Annotated in this window: 18 protein-coding genes and 2 tRNA genes; 8 read left to right on the top strand and 12 right to left on the bottom strand. The window is 36.3% G+C overall.

Features of this window, described 5'->3' with window-relative positions:
• Positions 1–8: 8 nt before the first annotated feature.
• Positions 9–557: a DUF1599 domain-containing protein gene (locus YQ22_RS12850; protein WP_058103636.1), complete on the bottom strand. Its 549-nt coding sequence runs from the start codon at positions 555–557 to the stop codon at positions 9–11.
• Between the two features lie 103 nt (positions 558–660).
• Between YQ22_RS12850 and folP the strand changes: the two genes are divergently transcribed.
• Genes folP through YQ22_RS12835 form a run of 3 tightly spaced genes read left to right on the top strand, consistent with a single transcriptional unit; the run spans position 661 to position 3107 of the window.
• Positions 661–1485, top strand: coding sequence for a dihydropteroate synthase (gene folP / locus YQ22_RS12845; protein ID WP_071341512.1), 825 nt, complete (start codon positions 661–663; stop codon positions 1483–1485).
• A gap of 39 nt (positions 1486–1524) precedes the next feature.
• On the top strand, positions 1525–2313 hold the full coding sequence (locus tag YQ22_RS12840; protein WP_058103638.1) for a diadenylate cyclase: 789 nt from the start codon (positions 1525–1527) through the stop codon (positions 2311–2313).
• Complete coding sequence (locus YQ22_RS12835) at positions 2310–3107, top strand: DUF3667 domain-containing protein (RefSeq protein WP_071341511.1); 798 nt, start codon at positions 2310–2312, stop codon at positions 3105–3107. The genes YQ22_RS12840 and YQ22_RS12835 overlap by 4 nt, the downstream gene beginning before the upstream one ends.
• Here the strand turns inward: YQ22_RS12835 and YQ22_RS12830 are convergent, their stop codons facing one another.
• Together YQ22_RS12830 and truA are read right to left on the bottom strand one after the other, a co-directional pair.
• Entirely contained in the window at positions 3108–4874 is a 1767-nt protein-coding gene (locus YQ22_RS12830) for an ABC transporter ATP-binding protein (RefSeq protein ID WP_071341510.1), read from the bottom strand. It lies immediately after the preceding gene.
• Positions 4867–5616, bottom strand: coding sequence for a tRNA pseudouridine(38-40) synthase TruA (truA, locus tag YQ22_RS12825; RefSeq protein ID WP_071341509.1), 750 nt, complete (start codon positions 5614–5616; stop codon positions 4867–4869). The genes YQ22_RS12830 and truA overlap by 8 nt, the downstream gene beginning before the upstream one ends.
• 145 nt (positions 5617–5761) lie before the next feature.
• Here truA and YQ22_RS12820 point away from each other — a divergent pair, with 145 nt between their 5' ends.
• Entirely contained in the window at positions 5762–6256 is a 495-nt protein-coding gene (locus YQ22_RS12820) for a metallophosphoesterase family protein (protein ID WP_071341508.1), read from the top strand.
• Positions 6257–6298: 42 nt separating this feature from the next.
• Here the strand turns inward: YQ22_RS12820 and YQ22_RS12815 are convergent, their stop codons facing one another.
• The 3 genes from YQ22_RS12815 to YQ22_RS12805 form a co-directional block, all read right to left on the bottom strand.
• The gene (locus YQ22_RS12815; protein ID WP_071341507.1) at positions 6299–7159 is read right to left on the bottom strand and encodes a hypothetical protein; all 861 of its coding nucleotides are present in this window, start codon (positions 7157–7159) and stop codon (positions 6299–6301) included.
• A 119-nt stretch (positions 7160–7278) separates the two neighbouring features.
• Positions 7279–7776 carry a hypothetical protein gene (locus tag YQ22_RS12810; RefSeq protein ID WP_058103644.1) on the bottom strand — a complete coding sequence of 166 codons (498 nt, stop codon included), beginning with the start codon at positions 7774–7776 and terminating at the stop codon, positions 7279–7281.
• Positions 7777–8019: 243 nt separating this feature from the next.
• Positions 8020–8430: a DUF4293 domain-containing protein gene (locus YQ22_RS12805; protein ID WP_058104302.1), complete on the bottom strand. Its 411-nt coding sequence runs from the start codon at positions 8428–8430 to the stop codon at positions 8020–8022.
• Between the two features lie 202 nt (positions 8431–8632).
• On the opposite strand from YQ22_RS12805, the gene rho reads away from it, so the two are divergent.
• Both rho and YQ22_RS12795 read left to right on the top strand, forming a co-directional pair.
• Entirely contained in the window at positions 8633–10267 is a 1635-nt protein-coding gene (gene rho / locus YQ22_RS12800) for a transcription termination factor Rho (protein ID WP_071341506.1), read from the top strand.
• Between the two features lie 203 nt (positions 10268–10470).
• Positions 10471–11175, top strand: a complete 705-nt coding sequence (locus YQ22_RS12795; RefSeq protein WP_156894573.1) for a hypothetical protein — start codon at positions 10471–10473, stop codon at positions 11173–11175.
• A 786-nt stretch (positions 11176–11961) separates the two neighbouring features.
• Here YQ22_RS12795 and rpsT read toward each other — a convergent pair.
• From rpsT to proS, 4 genes are all read right to left on the bottom strand, one after another.
• On the bottom strand, positions 11962–12213 hold the full coding sequence (gene rpsT, locus YQ22_RS12790; protein ID WP_036152561.1) for a 30S ribosomal protein S20: 252 nt from the start codon (positions 12211–12213) through the stop codon (positions 11962–11964).
• Positions 12214–12260: 47 nt separating this feature from the next.
• Positions 12261–12332, bottom strand: a tRNA-Glu gene (locus YQ22_RS12785).
• 42 nt (positions 12333–12374) lie between these two features.
• Positions 12375–12446 (bottom strand) — tRNA-Glu (locus YQ22_RS12780).
• A gap of 78 nt (positions 12447–12524) precedes the next feature.
• The gene (gene proS / locus YQ22_RS12775) at positions 12525–14000 is read right to left on the bottom strand and encodes a proline--tRNA ligase (RefSeq protein WP_058103647.1); all 1476 of its coding nucleotides are present in this window, start codon (positions 13998–14000) and stop codon (positions 12525–12527) included.
• 138 nt (positions 14001–14138) lie between these two features.
• Between proS and YQ22_RS12770 the strand changes: the two genes are divergently transcribed.
• On the top strand, positions 14139–15416 hold the full coding sequence (locus YQ22_RS12770; protein ID WP_071341504.1) for a hypothetical protein: 1278 nt from the start codon (positions 14139–14141) through the stop codon (positions 15414–15416).
• 32 nt (positions 15417–15448) lie between these two features.
• On the top strand, positions 15449–16954 hold the full coding sequence (locus tag YQ22_RS12765; protein WP_071341503.1) for an OmpP1/FadL family transporter: 1506 nt from the start codon (positions 15449–15451) through the stop codon (positions 16952–16954).
• A gap of 146 nt (positions 16955–17100) precedes the next feature.
• On the opposite strand, the gene YQ22_RS12760 is transcribed toward YQ22_RS12765, so the two are convergent.
• Positions 17101–18537 (bottom strand): T9SS type B sorting domain-containing protein, encoded by a 1437-nt coding sequence (locus YQ22_RS12760; protein ID WP_071341502.1) that lies wholly within the window; start codon positions 18535–18537, stop codon positions 17101–17103.
• A 125-nt stretch (positions 18538–18662) separates the two neighbouring features.
• The gene (locus YQ22_RS12755; protein WP_071341501.1) at positions 18663–20465 is read right to left on the bottom strand and encodes a T9SS type B sorting domain-containing protein; all 1803 of its coding nucleotides are present in this window, start codon (positions 20463–20465) and stop codon (positions 18663–18665) included.
• Between the last annotated feature and the right edge of the window lie 86 nt (positions 20466–20551).

Genomic DNA, 20551 nt, shown 5'->3' with positions numbered 1-20551 from the left:
TCTTAATTTTATTTTTCTGATTCTGAACCTAAATGTATTAATGCAAAGACCGCATAATTGATCATATCTTGATAATTGGCATCTATACCCTCACTAACCAATGTTTTACCTTTATTATCCTCTATTTGTTTTACGCGAAGTAATTTCTGTAAAATAAGATCTGTAAGTGAACTTACCCTCATATCTCTCCAAGCTTCTCCATAATCATGGTTCTTGTTCAACATAAGTTCTTTGGTAATTTTAATATGCTTGGCATACAACTCCACAGCCTCTTCAGTAGAAAGATCAGGCTGATCAGCTACACCTAATTCTAGCTGAATTAGTGCCATTACCGAGTAATTAATGATACCTATGAATTCTGAGCGTTCACCTTCATCCACCTTGCGAACTTCATTTTCTTGAAGACTACGTATACGTTGTGCTTTTATAAAAATTTGATCCGTAAGCGAAGGCAATCTTAAAATTCTCCAAGCGCTGCCGTAATCTGACATTTTTTTCTGGTATAGATTAATACAAATCTCAATTACCTCATCGTATTCCTTTGCCGTATCTAGCATGTAATTCTATCTAATTTGTGTAAATTTCGCTTAAAAAATTGTAACCATCAAGATAGATGGTTTAAACTTGGAAAATGCCACAAATTCCTTTTAATTATTGAAAATGACCATAAACTGTAACGGCAAACTTATTTCTCTTGAACGACCCAAAATAATGGGCATTTTAAATGTTACCCCAGATTCTTTTTTTGATGGCGGTAAATATAAGGGTGAAGCAAGTGTACTGAACCAAGTTGATAAAATGCTAAATGAAGGCGCAACATTTATAGATGTAGGAGCTTATAGTAGCAGACCAGGTGCCAAAGAGGTTGATGAGGACACAGAATTAAAACGAATTACACCAATTGTAAGTTTAATAATCAATAAATTTCCAGATGTTATTCTTTCAATAGACACTTTTAGAAGTAATGTCGCTAAAGCATGCATTGAAAATGGTGCCGCTATAGTAAATGACATTTCCGCGGGATTACATGATGTTAATATGTTGAGCACTGTAGCCAAACTAAATGTACCATACATTATGATGCACATGCGCGGTACACCCAAAAACATGCAGCAACAAACAGATTATAAGGATATTTTAAAGGAAGTACTTTTTTATTTTTCAGAAAGACTTTCCGCCGCAAAAGCATTAGGTGTTAAAGATATTATTATTGATCTCGGATTTGGTTTTGCAAAAAACCTGGAACAAAATTTTGAGCTTTTAAAACAAATGGAAGTAATGAGTATTATTGAACACCCTTTACTAGCAGGTATTAGCAGAAAATCAATGATTTACAAGACATTAGACGTAACTGCGGACGAAGCTTTAAACGGCACCACAGCATTGCATATGGCGTGCTTACAAAAGGGAGCGAAAATTCTAAGGGTGCATGATGTTAAAGAAGCTGTAGAGTGCACAAAACTATATGAACAATTAAATGCCTAAGTTTATACTGATTTCTTAATTTTACTAAAACGGACCTGATTGGATTTTTTAAATTTTATTGATTTTAAGATTACCGATGTTTTAGACATCATCTTTGTTGCTGTGCTCCTATACTACATTTATAAGCTGGTAAGAGGCTCTGTTGCCATTAATATTTTCATCGGAATTGTTATTGTTTGGGCATTTTGGAAATTGACCGAGTTGTTAGACATGCAAATGATCAGTAGCATGGTAGGTGCATTTATGCAAGTTGGATTAATTGCTTTGATTATTGTTTTTCAACAAGAGATCAGAAAGTTCTTGCTAATGATCGGGTCAACCAATTTTGCCAACAAAAGAAACTTTGTAAAACACTTTAAATTTTTAAAGCAAGAAGGGATTTCTACAGAAACCGATGTAGACGCTATAATTAAAGCTTGTGAAAAAATGGCCAGTACCAAAACCGGGGCCATTTTAGTAATAGAACGTAGCAACTCTTTAGATTTCATTAAAAGTTCTGGAGATCGTATGAATATTGAAATCAACCAACCCATTCTAGAAAGTATCTTCTATAAAAACAGCACATTGCATGATGGTGCCGCAGTTATTGTTGGTAATTATATTGTTGCAACAAGAGTAATTTTACCAGTGTCAAACGAGCGAAACATCCCCCTTCGTTTTGGATTACGACACAGAGCTGCAGTCGGTATTAGTGAAAAAACCGACGCCCTAAGTATAGTGGTCAGTGAAGAAACAGGACTAATCTCCTATATTAAAAACGGGGAATTTGTTTTGTATGATTCTATCACCCAATTAACTAATATGTTGAAGCAAGATTTGGTGCAATGAATTGTAAGAACTGCCAAAACAACTTAAGAACGGATTATAGTTATTGTCCCCATTGTGGCGCTAAGGTAATTAGAAACAGACTTACAGTAAAGAATTTATGGTATGATGCTACCGAGCGATTTTTCAACATTGACAATACCTTTCTTATAACATTTAAACACCTTTTTACTAAACCTGATGAAGTTATTGGAGGATACATTAGCGGTGTTAGAAAGAAGTACTTAAACCCTATTAGCTATTTTACAATAGCCATTACTTTTGGAGGATTATTTGTATATGTCTGTACCGAGTTTTTCCCTAATGCTTTAGACTTTGATTTTCTATATCAAAGTGGAGAGTCTATGACCGAAGAAGAAAAAATGGGTCAGGATTTTCAAAAACAATGGAATACTTATCTGTTTAAATATCAAAGTTTGGTATATATAGCCATGCTTCCATTTCTAGCATTGATATCCAGACTTGTATTTTTCAACAAAAAACAATTTAATCTGAGCGAACATTTTGTAATCAACATCTATGCATACTCTCAAATGTCTATTCTCATCAACATCTTATTCCTGTTGACTATTTGGAGTTCAAAAATGTTGTATTATGTCTCTTTTGGAAATATGATTTTCCAAATTTTATTTTTTACTTGGGTATTTTTCAAAATCTTTAATCTTACTATAAAACAGACCATAATAAAACTATTATTATTTCTAGTTTTATTAGGCGTTGTGTTTACACTTTTTATTATCGGAATATCAGTTTATTTGGCTTTTTTCACGGACACATTTCTGCAAATGACTCCTTGATCAAGCAACCTCCTCAGCTAAGAACTGAGCCTCATACAGATTACTATAATAACCACCTTTTTTAAGAAGTTCTTTATGTGTGCCTGTCTCAACTATGTTACCGGCATCCATTACAATAATTTTATCCGCTTTTTTAATAGTAGCTAATCTGTGTGCAATTACGATAGAAGTTCTCCCTTGGGTAATCTTATCCGTAGCCAATTGGATCAATTGTTCAGAATACGTATCTACGGACGATGTAGCTTCATCCAATATTAAGATACTAGGATTACTTACATATGCACGTAAAAAAGCAATTAGCTGGCGTTGACCACTAGAAAGCATGGTACCGCGCTCTTTCACATTATAGTGATAGCCACCTGGTAGGCTGGAAATAAATTCATCTACCCCAATAGCCTTGGCCGCTTTTTCTATATCATCAACAGATATACTTTCTTCTTTTAAAGAAATGTTATTTGCAATGGTATCGGCAAAAAGAAACACATCTTGTAATACTACGGCAATATGAGATCTTAATGAAGATAATTTATAGTCTTGAATATCAACACCATCAACCTTAATTGAACCTGAATTAATTTCGTAAAATCTGTTCAATAAATTAATGATCGTACTTTTTCCGGCTCCTGTAGCACCAACAATAGCTACTGTTTCTCCTGCTTTAACATCAAAGGAAATACCATGTAACACCTCTTCATCTTCCAAATATCCAAAATGAACGTTTTCAAAAGAAATATCACCACTTACCACTTCTTTCTCATAAGAACCTACATTTTGTATGTGACTATCGGTATCCAAAATTTTAAAAACCCTATTAGCCGCAACCATACCCATTTGCAAGGTGTTGAACTTGTCCGCAATTTGACGCAATGGTCTAAACAACAAATCTATCAACATAATAAAAGCAAATAACGTACCTGCAATATCAGTTGAAATATTCGCTACATTCTGTAAGCCACCGTACCAAACAATTAACCCTACCGTTAAAGAAGAAACAATTTCAGCAATAGGGAAAAAGATAGAATTATACCATACCGTTTTCAACCAAGCTTTTTTATGTTTTTCGTTTATTTCCCTAAACTTGGCGCTTTCAATTTTCTCTCTGGTAAAAAGTTGAACGATTTTCATTCCTGTAATTCGCTCCTGCACAAAGGAATTTAAATTTGAAACCTCTGCCCTTACCTCGGTAAACGCTACTTTCATCGCTTTTTGAAACCATCTAGTAGCATATACTATAATTGGCAATAATGCAAATACGATTAATGATAACTTCCAATTAATAAACAACATGACCATTGCCGCAACGACCATTTTCAATAAATCGGCCACAATGACAAAAAAACCTTGACTAAAAATCTCTCCAATTCGTTGCATATCTGCAACAGCCCTAGTTACCAAAACACCCAATGAGGAATTATCAAAATAGGTCATTTTAAAAGAAAGCATTTTCTTAAAAAGACTTATCCTTACATCTTTGATCACAGATTCTCCTAACCAGTTAGCGTAATAATTGAACGCCAGTTGAAAAATTACCTGACCAAGCAAAACCACCAACATAGCAACCGTTAAATATAATAGCATTTCTTTGTTGCTGCCCTTAATGGCCTCATCAATAATTTTTTTTACGATCAAAGGGGTTAGAATAGCAAAACCAGACAATAATATGGCAGACAAGGCAACGCCATAAAATGTAATTTTGTACGGTTTTGTATAGGCCAGTAAGCGTTTAAAAAGACGAGTGTCAAATGCTTTGCCAGAATCCTTATCCATTCTTTAAAATAGTATTGGGGTAAACAATAGAGGTCAAATATAGTCCTTTTGCAGGAACAGAAACGCCTGCCATTGTCCTATCCTTACTTTTTAATATGGTATTAACATAGTCAGGTGAATATTTCCCCAATCCTACATTAATTAGCGTACCAACGATAGCCCTAACCATATTTCTTAAAAACCGATCTGCCGTAATGGTAAATACAAGCTTATTATTTTCTAGCTTCCATTGTGCTTCTCTTAGGTCACAGATATTGGTAAAAACATCTGTATTGGATTTAGAAAAACATTCAAAATCTTTTTTGCCCAACAATAGTTCAGCTGCATCGTTCATTAGTTGAATATCAAGATCTTTTTTTACGAAATATGCAAGGTCCGTAGAAAAAGGATCCTTGCTTTTTGCAATATGATATTCATATGTTCTGGAAGTAGCATGAAAACGTGCATGTGCATCATCTTCTACTTCAAAAATACGGTCTACCGCAATGTCATTTGGCAAATAAGAATTAAGTCTGAACACATATTCAGGAATATCACCCAAGCTATCAACATCAAAATGGGCATACATCATTTTGGCATGAACACCAGTATCTGTACGTCCTGCACCCATTAATGCAACCGGACTGTTTAAAAGTTTGGACATCGCTTTTTCCAGCACTTCTTGCACTGTAATGGCATTTGGCTGATTTTGCCAACCGTGATACGCTTTACCGAAGTATGAAAATTGAATGAAGAATCTCAAAAGATATACTAGTTTTGTATCTGACAAAGGTATTAAAAACCATACGTTTTAACATTCTTGGTACCCACAGTAAATAGGAAAACTTAAACGTTGGTTATTTTCATTTTTCATGGAAAGTCAATAAATATAAAATTCAGCAATAATAATGACCAAAATTCTTCTTCTTTCCGATACACATTCTTACATGGACGACGCCATATTAAAACATGCAAGATGGGCAGACGAAGTATGGCATGCAGGGGATATTGGGAACTTAAAAGTAACCGATGCACTTGCAAAACTTAAACCACTAAGAGGTGTACATGGCAATATTGACGATCATATAATTCAAAAAGAATTTCCTGAAAACAATAGATTCTTCTGTGAGGGAGTTGATGTTCTTATTACCCACATTGGAGGGTATCCACCTAAATACAATAGTAGAACACGCGATATTATTAAAGAAAATCCGCCTAAACTTTTCATTTGTGGTCACTCTCACATTTTAAAAGTAATGATGGACAAAAAGTTAGGGGTAATACATATGAACCCTGGGGCCTGTGGAAAACACGGGTTTCATCAAGTACGCACCATGTTACGTTTTGTTATCGATGGAGACAATATCAAAGATCTTGAAGTAATAGAGCTTGGAAAAAGGTAAAAACAGGGCGTCACTTAACACTTACACCCTGTATTTAGCTAATTAATATTCAAATGATACGCCCAAAGAAATGGTACCACCATCGTAGACATTTTTTCTATCTACCAGAAAACCGGCATAATCGGAGTATTGCGCAACCAAATTAAAATGGTCTGTAATCTTATACATTGACGTAATTCCGTAATTTGTAAATGTAGTACCCTCACCAAATAAGAAAGAGCCACTTTGCACATTATTCTCAGAAGATAATCTTTCTTGAATTTTCAATTTTCCAATAAGATATAGCTTATTAAAGAACAAATGTCCTAACTCAACCCCGGCTTGAAATTGGTTACTGAATCCTTCAGTTCTAAAATTTACACTTGAAAAAGCCGATGCATATGTTTTACCGTTTTTAAAACCATGGGATGCGGCCAAGGTTGTCCATATATTAAATTCACCATCAGAAACAGGTAAATTTATTTCATCAAATTGACCAAAGGCATTTGGCTCGTTAGATCTTGCAAAGTTAGTACCATCATTAGTGGGTATATCCAAAGCAACCTGTAAAGACAAAGGAAAGCTTTTAAGTAGCTTATACTTAACTCCCAATTGTATATTACCTACACCAGCAACAGTTTCTGTAGTGCTAAAACTATTTAAACGAACAATTGGCAAATCTACTATTGCCGTAAACCTATCGGAGATACCGTATTCACCGTAAAGCAAGAGTCCGCTGGTTCTAAAATCGCTTCCTTGATCAGCCAATCTACCCTCTGTTGTATAATAATTATTAGAAGAGAAATATGATGCCGAAGCTTGAAGATAGAATCCCTTTGCCTCCCTTGTCCATCCGCTTTGCGCCTGCAGACCAACAGTAAGCAAGCAAAAGCAAATACCTAAGAAGATTTTTATTTTTTCCATAATTCTGTTTTTTCAAATTATAGGCCCCAACATTGAAAACCTATAAAAAAAGCCTTTGGGAGACATAGAAAAACAGAATCAGGTGTCTCTATTCCCAAAGGCAATCAATATTCAATTTTTTAGTTTAATGCTACATTTCCAAAAGGAATATTAGCAGTAGCACACCAAAGAATAATGTGTGTGTATTTAGCATCAGGCATTGCATCTAACTTTATGAACATTTCACCATTACCGGCAACGTTACCAATAAGCATTAGATCTGGGTTACCGTTAGCTGGATCGGCAGTGAAAGTGTCTGAGGTAGAAAAGAAAATACCTACGGTACCAGTACCTAATTCAGTTGTAAAATCATCTCCAAAATGCACAAAATAAGAACTTTCGGTATCTACACCCAATTCAACCAAACCTTGGGTAGGCGTGCCACTTTCTGCTACCAAATTACCGCTTAATGAAACGGTTAGGTCACCAACTGGCATTGAAGAATCTACTTCAACCGTTTCTGTTTCAACCACAGTTTCCGTAACGGTTACTGTTTCTACATCATCATCTGAGCAGCTAACAAAGAATGTTGTTACTGCACTAAGTAATAATACAAGTGTAAATTTTCTGTTTTTCATAATCGTAAATTTTTAAAATTGTTTTAGTTAAAAACAGGATATTAACGACTATCGCTAACCTTGCTGTTTCTTGAGGACAAACATAAAACCACGATATCACGAAGAATTCAAGAAAAAGTAAACAGTTTATCACATATGGTTGAAATACTGCAATATTTCTGTGATATTTAAGAAAGTGGAGACATAAAAAAACCCGGTAACTACCCCGGGTTTTAACGCACTAATACTACTAAGATTACAGGCTTAACGTAAGCGATCAACAGATTTTACAAGATCTTCATCCTTTTTTATTGCCCTATTTGCAAGGACCAAAAAAATGATAGAAAATACTGGAATCAGCATCCCAATACCCTTCTCAGAAACCGAAGTTTCTCCGGATAAGTTTAGTGATCGGTAAACGAAAAATCCTAATAAAAAAACGTTCAATATCATGTTCAGCCTGTTTATTACAAACTGAGATTTTCTATTTTTAAATTGTACCATAGACCAAATAGCCAAAACGGCACTTGCGTAAAATGCGATAGAAATGAGCAATTCATTGTTTGCAAAAACTTCTGTACCATCTACATTAATCCACAGATTAAAGAAGAACGGAAGTATACCCGTAAGTATTGCAACAATTACTAAAAAAAGGCTCTGAATTCTTTGAATCATAAATCTAATATCGCTTTCTAATTGCAAAAATACAGGTCTTTTCAAAAAATATAACCATTTTATTCAAAATAATTTGTAATATTGCTACGTTATCACGTCATAACACCTACCAGTTAAGGAATAACTTTCCTTATAGATTATCCAAATAAAATTATTTACTTCTTACAATACAAACTACTTATATAATTTATTCTATTACTTAATGTTTGAGATTTCAGATTTAAAATCGAAAAAGCTACCTGAGCTTCAGGAAATTGCTAAAGGACTTAAGGTTCCTAAATTCAAAACCTTGAAAAAACTAGATTTAGTTTATCAAATTTTGGACCTACAAGCCGCCAACCCAAAAGTTGCCGCAGCTATTGCCCCCACAACCACTGAAGAGGCACCTAAGCCTACAGAAGAAAAACCGAAGCCTAAACCTAGACCTAGAACACGTGTTGCACAAAACACCAAAAAGGATGCTAGTACAGACGCAAAACCGGCTACGGCAAAAGAGACTCCCGTAAAAAAGGAAGCTCCGCAAGAAAATGAGGTTAAAGAAGTTACTGAACAAAAGAGACCTAGACCAAGACCTAAGTCTTCAAATCAGTCAAACAATAACAATAATAAGAATTCGCAACAGAATAATAATCATAAGAAGAAACCTAACCCAAGGACTCCTCATGACAAAAGTAATTTTGACAAAGACCTTAAAAACAGGTACAAGGAGCCGGAATATGAGTTTGATTCCATAATAGCCAGTGAAGGTGTGTTGGATATTATGCAAGACGGATATGGTTTTTTACGTTCTTCCGATTATAACTACCTATCATCTCCTGATGATATCTATGTTTCTCAGTCGCAAATTCGTCTTTTTGGCCTTAAAACAGGTGATACCGTTTTAGGTAACGTAAGACCACCAAAAGAAGGTGAAAAGTATTTCCCTCTTATTAAGGTAAATAAAATTAACGGCATAGACCCTCAGATCGTACGCGATCGTGTATCATTTGAGCATTTAACTCCGTTATTCCCACAAGAAAAATTCAATTTGGCAGAACGCCAAAGTACAATATCTACCCGTATTATTGATTTGTTCTCACCTATTGGTAAAGGGCAAAGAGGTATGATCGTATCGCAACCTAAGTCTGGTAAAACTATGTTACTTAAAGATATTGCGAACGGTATTGCTGCAAACCATCCTGAAGTTTACCAAATTATTTTGCTTATCGACGAAAGACCGGAAGAGGTTACGGATATGCAACGTAATGTTCGTGGTGAAGTTGTAGCATCTACTTTTGACAAAGAACCGACTGAGCACGTAAGAGTTGCTAATATTGTTTTGGAAAAAGCAAAGAGATTAGTAGAATGTGGTCATGACGTAGTAATCCTTTTAGATTCCATTACACGTTTGGCAAGAGCCTATAATACTGTTCAACCAGCTTCTGGTAAGGTATTAAGTGGTGGTGTTGATGCTAATGCATTACATAAGCCAAAAAGATTCTTTGGTGCTGCACGTAATATTGAAGGCGGTGGTTCATTGTCTATCATTGCAACAGCCTTAACTGAAACTGGATCTAAAATGGACGAAGTTATTTTTGAGGAATTTAAAGGAACCGGCAACATGGAACTTCAATTAGATCGTAAGATTGCAAATAGAAGAATTTTCCCTGCTATTGACCTTACTTCTTCAAGCACACGTAGAGATGACATGCTACTTGATGAAAACACCCTACAACGTATGTGGATAATGCGTAAGTACCTTGCAGATATGAATCCTGTAGAAGCCATGGAGTTTATTGAGCAACGTTTTAAACAAACCAAAAACAATGAAGAGTTCTTGATGACAATGAATCAGTAATTCTTTTTAATTATAATTTTAAATCCCGATTTCTTAATGAAATCGGGATTTTTTATTTTGTAGCATACCCACTATAATAAACTACCCTAATAATAACATCAAAAATTAAAGCTGCTATTTTTTTGATATCTTTATAAAATCAGAAAGAACTATCCCCCAGTCTTTTAGCATTTTTCTTTAGTAAACACTTAAAATCTCAGAAAATGAAAAGACCATCTATCCTAATCAGTAAAATCTTATGCGCCATTATCATCTCTGCTTTTATGAGCTGTAATGATCAACCCAAAGAGCAAGACCCAGAGGAACCGGTAAAACCAGTGATATTAGCTCCTCAAGAAATAGTACCTATTTCACAGGCAAAAAATATGTATGACTCCTATGAAAAAAGGCGGGTACCATTAATACAACGTTATGAAGACTCTATAAATAAAATAACCAAAAGAGATGGAGAGTTTCATGTTGGCAGATTTGTTTACTACGATTATAAAACCATCAAGCAATATTTAGAATATATTGAACAAGAAGCTGCCGATGCCGGAGTTGAAATTTCCACATTAAGACTTTACTACTCCAACTACCCAAATGAGGAATATTTCCCTCAAAGCAAAGAACCGATTAAACAGCCAAGACAGAACAGCATTATGCTCTCCCCTACTTATAATGACGGTAAGCGTGATTATCTTTTTTATATAGCTCAAGGAGCAAAGGGCAAACAAGCCGTACCTATGAACAATAGCTTTGAACCAATAAATGAAGGTTATGGCAATAATAATGACCCCAATACAAAAGCATATGCTTCATTTGCACCAACAACAAGTACACCAAAAGCTGTACCGGCAATATTACAAGGTCAAGAAAGTCTAACTTTGAATAGAGGCACAGGTGTACCACCGCCAAAAAACCAATAAACATTTCACAGTCAAATAGCCCGTTAAACCATGTTGGAGTATATTTTAAATAATTACTACATCTGTTTCTATTTCATAGCACTGGTTTTATCCATTACCAAGTATAGGCTATACTACGATACCATCTTAAAATATTTACCCATAATATTAAGCTACGTTTTATTATCAGAAATACTAGGTGCTATCGTTAGGGATGTAGATGATATACAATTAGTTTATATACCTGAATATTATAATTACAACACTATAATTTTCAATATATTCGACATTGTATTCTATCTATATTTCTTTTATATTTTCTATCAATTAATTGAAAACAAAAGAAGTAGAATTCTCATTAAATATGGTGGTGTATTATTTTTATTGACCTGCATAGTCAATTTGTTTTTACAAGACTTTTACACCGAACCTCAGAACTATGCAATTATTGCGGGTGCAATAGTATTAATATTTGCGTGCCTAACCTATCTATACAAGATATTTACAGAAGAACAGAAATTTATACCTAGAAAAAACTTGCTATTTTGGATCAGTTTAGGATTACTTATGTTTTACATCTGCTACCCTATTTCCATGTATATATTGTCTTTTGATTATCAACTGTACACTACATACAATCTCTCTAAGTATCATTATATTTCAATAGCGACAATGTACCTCTGCTTCATCATTGGTTTTCTATCAATGAGAAGACTAAGGTTACCAATGAGGCAGACAAACTAAAATTTAGCCCATAAAAAAAGCCTCCCAGTTTTGGAAGGCTTTTTAATTTCTTAAGGCAATATCTTACAAAGCGGCAACGTGCTTTGCCAACTTACTTTTTAAGTTAGCAGCTTTGTTATCATGAATAATGTTACGCTTAGCTAAACGATCGATCATACTAACAACACTTGGAAAAAGAGCCTCTGCATCTTTCTTAGATTCTTCTGCACGCAATCTCTTTATAGCATTACGTGTAGTTTTATGCTGATATCTGTTACGTAAACGAACTGCTTCGTTTCTTCTAATTCTCTTTAATGCCGACTTGTGATTTGCCATTTTATTCTCTGTTATAATTTCTTCGGATTTTCATCCATTTAATTTTGTAGTCCGTAGGGGAATCGAACCCCTGTTACCAGGATGAAAACCTGGCGTCCTAACCCCTAGACGAACGGACCATTATGTCACTGCTTTGGAAAATTATCCAAAAATTTAATTTGTAGTCCGTAGGGGAATCGAACCCCTGTTACCAGGATGAAAACCTGGCGTCCTAACCCCTAGACGAACGGACCATACTTTGTGCAATTGCGGATGCAAAAATACAAATATTTTTCACTATCGCAACACCTGAATATAATTTTTTAAAAAAATTAATATGCTTTTGCAAATAACACCCTTTTTTGAGACGGTTTACCACTAACCATACACACACCTTCTTCACTCTTTGCATCAATAGGAATGCAACGTATAGTGGCTTTTGTCTCCTCCTTCACTAGTTCTTCCGTTTCTTTACTTCCATCCCAATGAGCAGAAATAAATCCTCCTTTTTCTTCTAAAACTTTTTTGAATTCATCATAAGAATTCACTTCGGTTATATGATTATTTCTGTAATCAAGTGCTTTCTGGTACATATTCTTTTGAATATCGTCCATTAAGAACTCGATTTTTTCAACTACATCTGCAGCATTTACCGTTTCTTTTTCCAAGGTATCTCTTCTTGCCACTTCATAAGTACCATTTTCCATATCTCTTGGTCCAATAGCCAAACGTACAGGCACCCCCCTTAATTCATATTCATTGAACTTAAACCCTGGTTTGTGCGTATCTCTATTATCAAATTTCACAGAAATACCTTTACTCCTTAGTTCTTTCACTAACGGATTAACAGTTTCCGAAATTTGATCCAATTGATCAATTCCTTTATAAATAGGTACAATAACAACTTGTATAGGTGCTAATTTTGGAGGAATAACTAAACCATTATCATCACTATGAGTCATTACCAAAGCACCCATTAACCTTGTAGACACCCCCCATGAAGTAGCCCATACATGCTCTTTACCGCCTTCCTTGGTCGCAAATTTAACATCAAAAGCCTTAGCGAAATTCTGGCCCAAAAAGTGAGATGTACCTGCCTGCAAAGCTTTACCATCTTGCATTAAAGCCTCTATACAATATGTCTCAATTGCCCCTGCAAATCTTTCACTTTCGGTCTTAGTTCCTTTAATTACAGGCACCGCCATATGATTTTCAACAAAATCAGCATACACGTTCATCATTTGCTCTGCCTCTTCTATGGCTTCTTTTTCCGTAGCATGGGCCGTATGACCTTCTTGCCATAAAAATTCTGCCGTTCTCAAGAACAATCTTGTACGCATCTCCCAACGAACCACATTTGCCCATTGGTTAATTAATAATGGTAAATCTCTGTAGGACTGTATCCATTTTCTATAAGTATCCCATATAATAGTTTCAGAAGTAGGTCTAACAATAAGCTCCTCCTCTAGTTTAGCTTCTGGATCTACGATTATACCACTTCCGTCTTCGGCGTTCTTTAACCTATAATGTGTCACAACTGCACATTCTTTTGCAAAACCTTCTACGTGACTTGCTTCTTTACTTAAATATGATTTTGGAATAAACAATGGAAAATAGGCGTTCTCATGTCCGGTCTCCTTGAACATTTTATCCAAACCAGCTTGCATCTTCTCCCAAATACCAAAACCATATGGTTTTATGACCATACAACCTCTAACACCGGAGTTTTCGGCTAGATCGGCCTTAACTACCAATTCATTATACCACTTGGAATAATCCTCGCTTCTCTTTGTCAAATTTTTACTCATTATCTAGACTTTGGCACAAATTTTGTGATTCTTTGCGTGTAATAATTGGGTAAAACTAGTTATTTTTAATATGTTCAACAATATAATTTTGATCCGATGATATATTCCTTACCCCACAACAAACTTCGCAACATTACAATGTTGGTAACCCTGGCAGTTTTTGCTGCTTCTTGCGGTACCTACCAACAATCTTCATATTATGACAATGACGGCATTTATTCAGACGACGTTGTAAGAACGGTAGAAAGAAGGCCAGAACAAAGAAACTACAATCAAAATACTTCAGAAAACGATACCTATTCATCTTATTTTGGTGAAAAGGCGGATCAATATGATCAAATTTTGGATAGCGAGATCTTTACCGATGTCGATTCTTATTCAAGTAATAATTTAGACGAAGAAATTCCTGAAGGTCAACTGACCGATTATTATGCCAATTCTAACGACTATGAAGGTTATGGTAGCTGGGGCAGCAACAATTCCGATGTAAGCATCTATATTCACAATAATGGATGGAACAATTGGGGCTACGGAGGATTCTACGGATGGAACGACCCATATTGGGGCTGGAACAACTGGGGTTGGAACAATTGGGGCTATGGAGGTTACTACGGTTATGGATGGAATAGACCATGGGGATGGAATAGATGGAACAATTGGGGTTATGGCGGATTTGGATTTGGCTACGCAGGTATTGGTTTCGGCTGGAACCGTCCTTTCTACGGTTATGGATACGGTTATGGTTATGGCAACGGGTATTACAATCGAAATCGTGGATTTTCCAATAGAAGCTATGCAGTTAACAACTCAAGAAGAGGCAATTACAATAGAAACACAACAAATAATAGCGGATTATCTTCTACAGCGGCTAGAGGTCGTTCTAATGTAAACACCAGAGGTAACTCACCTAGGTATAGAAGCACCACTTCTAGAGCGACAACTTCTAGAAGCTCTGCAAACACGCGTAGTTCAAGAACGTATTCTGGCAACTCTTCTACAAGAAGAACTGTTGGTGTAGACCAAAATAGAGCATACAGAACTAGCAGAAGCACTAGAGCATCACCAAGATATAGCAGTTCCTCTAGAAACTACAGCAGCAGATACAGTAGCAGCCCAAGAACATACAGTTCTAGCTCATCTAGATCAAGCAGTAGGGTTAGCGTTCCCAGAACGTCTACCTATAGAAACTCCGGTAGTAGCTCAAGAAGTTATTCTTCGGGCAGAAGCTCAGGAAGTTCTAGCAGATCTTACCGTAGTTCCGGTAGCAGTTCTAGAAGCAGTAGTTACAGTTCTGGAAGAAGCAGTTCTAGTGGCAGCTCTTACAGAAGCTCTGGAAGCAGCTCTAGGAGTTCAAGCAGTGGATCCTCTTCTAGATCGTCTGGTTCTTCAAGAAGCAGCAGCAGTAGAAGAAACTAAAATCTAACATTTATCAACATTTAAATATTGCTATGAAAAGATATTTGACTTTCGTAATACTAATGGCATGTGCCATTGGTAGCGCTCAAAATATAAACGAAGCCTTACGTTACGGTACAGAAAACCTACAAGGTACCGCTCGCTTTCAAGCTATGGGCGGTGCATTTGGGGCTTTAGGTGGCGACTTATCCTCCTTAAACATAAACCCTGCCGGTTCAGCGGTATTCAACAATAGCCTTTTCACCATTTCAGGGTCCAATTACAATACCAATAATGAAGCACGTTATTTTGGTGACACCAACATAACAAAAGACAATACTATTGAATTAAATCAAATTGGTGGCGCCTTTGTTTTCAAGAATACCGACTCCAATTCCGATTGGCAGAAATTTACCTTGGCTTTCAATTATGATTTGGTGAACAATTTTGATAATGAATACTATGTTTCAGGAAGTAGCACACAAGGTATAGACACGTACTTCTCCGAATATGCCCAAGGCACACCTTTTGGCTCCATTCTTGTACAAGATGGTGAATTTTTAGAGGAAGCTTATTTAGACATCGGTTCAGCACAAGGCTTTAGGGATCAACAAGCATTTTTAGGATATTATGGCGGTATTCTTGACCCAGAAACTGAAGATGACGCAAATACTAATTATGTAAGCAACACGCTTTATGATTTTGTGGAGCAAGATTTCATAAGAAGAACAACCGGGTACAATAGCAAGTTTACCATCAATGTAGCTTCACAGTACAAAGAAAACATATATCTGGGTGCTTCATTAAACTTCCACAGTGTACTCTATACGCAGTTTGATCAATTTACCGAGAGTGGTTACGAGCCTAATTCTGAAATAACCAGAACTACTTTTGACAATTATTTAGAAACGGAGGGTAATGGTTTTTCTTTTAGCCTAGGTGCTATTGCGAAATTAAACGATAATGTACGTCTGGGCGGTAGCTACCAATCACCAACCTGGTATCGTTTAGAGGATAATACTTCTCAACGCATTAATTCTGACCTTGCAGATGCCGATATTAATTTTATCAATTTTAATATTATTAATCTTTTTGAAAGCTATACAGTTAAAACACCAAGTAAACTTACCGGTAGTTTAGCCGTAATATTTGCAAAAGATGGGCTTTTGAGTTTTGATTATGGTTACCAAGATTTCTCACAATCTGAACTCCGCCCTACCAACGACCCAAGTTTTCAGACGGTAAACTCACAAATTGCTAGTGACTTAGGCGCTGTTTCAACCTTTAGACTTGGTGGTGAATATAGAATTCAACAAGTAAGTTTAAGGGCAGGTTATCGCTTTGAACAAAGTCCATATTCAAATGGCAATACCATAGGTGATTTAAATGCTATTTCTGGTGGTATAGGATATAACTTCGGCGGCAGTAAGCTAGACTTTTCACTAAGCCGTTCCCAACAAGACGTTAGCGAAAGACTTTTCAATGCAGGTATTACAACACCGGCTATGATAGATAGAGGTATTACCAATGCAACCTTAAGTTATACAATAAACTTTTAGAGGAAATGGAATTCAATAAAAAAGGGGAGCAATATGCCCCCCTTTTTTATTTTATTGGCACCGCCTAAGGGCATAATACCCCAAGGCTTGCCTAGAATTTAAAAGTTTGTTTCCTTTAAATACCTCATGAGCCTGTCCTGAGGGTTTTACCTTTTTAATGAAAAATGAGTTTTTCGGGTTTTGGCAACCAATAAGGCATCTTCTTGTTCACCATATTCAAAGCGAAACCAATAATCTGTAGATGGCATTTGCTGTCCATTGTAATTTCCATCCCAAGCATCTGTGGAACCCAATTGCTTTAGAAGCTTACCATACCTATCAAAAATAAACACAACAGGGTCACTTAACGTCTCTATTCCCTCTACATTCCAGTCATCATTAATACCGTCACCATTAGGGGTGAAAAACTTTGGATACCCGACGACCAAAAATTCTAAGGGATCAGTAATACCGCAACCATTTTTATCATTAATAATAACCGTGTTAACACCAGGTGGAACATTCATAAAAACAGGACTATCTTGAAATACGCCGTCATTGATCGCATATTCATAGTCCCCATCACCCTCAACAAAAAATTCGATATTATTTTGATCTGGATCAATGGAGAGATTAGTATCCAATGTTTCCACTCTTTCTAAAATAGGTGTACCATAGAACGTAACCAACACCCCACTATCATCGTTTACCGTTGGCGGAGAGCCCGATGCCGTTGTAATACTTGCAAAATAACGTCCTGTATTTGGGCTAACAATAACCAATTCCGCTCCAAAATCTCCTGAACCCGTTAATGTATCATCAATAATACCGTCGTCTTCATAATCTACCGTCCATTCAACGCTGGCGATATCCGCACCCGCTGGGGAATTCAACGCACTAATGGTGATAGGGTCATCACCTTCGCAAGCAACAATATCCAATCCTAAAAATTCATCCCTTAAGGTACAATCTAAGGCAGTATCTTGATCAGCACTAACAGAGCTACCTGTAAAAGTTAACATAAATGGCTCTGGGTCACCTGTAAAATTGTCTGCAAAATTATTGATCAAGATATAATAAATCTCACCTGGCAGCACATCTAAATACTCATCATATGTATTTTGATTACCTGTTAACGATGCCTGACCTTCTTGACCACTATCGGGATTTACACCAAGACCGGTAAAGTTTGTATCGTTCACTTCGTAATTACAACGAATTGGCTGTGCCGTTCCATTGCTAATAGCTGCACAATCCACATCTGGTCCATAAACTGCAAAATCCCATTCTGCCGTAGGTGTAGAACCAGTTGAAGGCAACGCCTCAATATCAAAACCAACCTGACCGCCGGTACCTGCCCTAAAAACAAACCAAGATGTATTGAATTCAATATTGGCCGAAGTTAGACTTCCTTTCTCTAGACATCCTGTTTCTCTTATAACTTCCGGATCAAAATCATCTACATCACCAGAACCACCGGCTATGCCCATAATAGGTTGATCGGCACAAACAGGTATAGCCGTTCTACAATCGGCTGAATTTTGTGCGCTTACTTTATAACAGAAAAGAAACAAACAACAAATAGAACAAATGAGTACTCTCATAAAAAGTGTAACTATTTAGTATACGTGATGTATATTATAACTACACATGACCTGCTTTAGTATCTTACAGCGAAGATTCTGGCATTTAATCGATAAAATACACTACTCACTGCCAATTATTACCTTTAACGCTTTAAAGTGAAGTGGTTATTAATATATGATGCGTTGGTATTCTCCCCTAAAGAATTGGTGTAAGAAAGTTTAAACCAGTAATCGGATTCCGGTAATAACTGCCCATTGAAAGAACCATTCCAACCACTGGAATCTTCGAATATCTGATATAACAATTTACCATAACGGTCGTAAATAGTGATCACCGGATCTTCTAATGCAGATAGACCATCTACTTTCCAAACATCGTTAACATTATCACCGTTTGGAGTAAAAAACTTAGGAAAGCCCACTACAACAATATCTCTGGTATCAGAACCACAGCTATTGGGGTCACGTACCGTTATTGTATGTTCTCCTGGAAATAAATTATTGAATACACTACTATTTTGCGGTGCTTGATCATCTACCTGATATTCAAAATCACCATTCTCTTCTAAATAAACATTTACCATGTTTGATGCATCATCCTCATATTCTATGGTAATATCGGATATAACGGGCGGACTAGAGAAAACAACGGTAACCGATCTTACGGTAATACATTGTATCAACCCTTGCGTATTGGTCACGGATAAAGTATAAACCCCAGGTTCTGCCACTGTAATTAAAGAACTTGTTTGACCTGAACTCCACTGATACGCAAAACTAGCATCAGGTATACGTTGACCAATGGTGACTACCGGCTCATCTCCGCAGATATAAACCTCAGTATCAAAATCTAAAACGGGCAATTCTATTCCTTCCACCTCAAAAGACTCAGAAGCATCAAAACACATAGAATTTTCTATAGAAGTTGTTCTAACATATATAGTTTGGGAAACTTGTGCAGGCACAAACTCTTTAGAAAGCGCATTGGCACCATCAAAAGCGTCTTCAAAACTTTCATGGTAAGATACACGAAAATCTAGGGGACTTTGCCCGCCCAATGCTTCAGCATCTTTTTCATTAAAATCAATAGTAGTTCCATCCAAACATGCCGTTTCATCTTCTAGTTCATAAGTTTCTGGAGAAGGGGCATATGCCACCTGTGTTTCACTTATTAAATTATTCCCTAAAGGTCTCACAACCAAAACTCGGTACATTCCAGAAACCGCCACTGATAATTCTGGATCACTCTCACCAGGTATACGTTGATAGCCTGTCCCTGCATCTAAATACCATTCATAGGTTATAGCATCGGTCGTTGTAGCATCTAATACTACCGTTTCATTATCACATGCTATAATAGGCGGACCTAGCAAATTGTCTATAATATCACAGTCCAGGGCTGAATTAGGAAACTCAACAAAAATAGTCCCTGAAAACTGAATGGAAAATCCGGAATTATTATTACTAAAGTTATTGATCATTAAAAGGTATTCTTCACCCGGCTCAACTAATAACCAATCATCATACTGTATATTTTCTATGCCTGTAGGGTCTTCGCCTACCCCTATATAACTGCTATCATCAGAATTATCAAAATAGTTACATCTCACCGGATCTCCCAGTGCATTACAATCGTTAGTTCTGTATAGTGCGAAATCCCAATCTTCGTTTGAATCGAACCCAATATTAAACCCCAATTGCCCTACTTCTCCAATTTTGAAGGTATACCAAGCGGAGTTCGTTTCGATCGTACCACTACCTTGAGTAATACAACCAGAAATTGACGCACCATTATAATCATCAATTCCATAACCATTTGTACCTCCATTGACCGGAGTATTATAACAAATAGGAACCGCATTGGCGCAATCTGCCGACACTTGCGCGAAGCAAGTGAATATGCCAAAAAAACAAATTAATAAAATGGATATACCATACTTGGTCATAGGGGCCTCTTGATTTGGAAAAATAAAATTAACGAGACCTTAACGTTATGGCTAATTTATGTTGTGTAATGCCCGCATTTGGTTAT

Origin of the sequence: Maribacter sp. 1_2014MBL_MicDiv (assembly GCF_001865655.1) — a bacterium.
Taxonomy (GTDB): domain Bacteria; phylum Bacteroidota; class Bacteroidia; order Flavobacteriales; family Flavobacteriaceae; genus Maribacter; species Maribacter dokdonensis.
The sequence above is the reverse complement of the archived record's forward strand: the minus strand, read 5'-3'. Positions and strand labels throughout refer to the sequence as shown.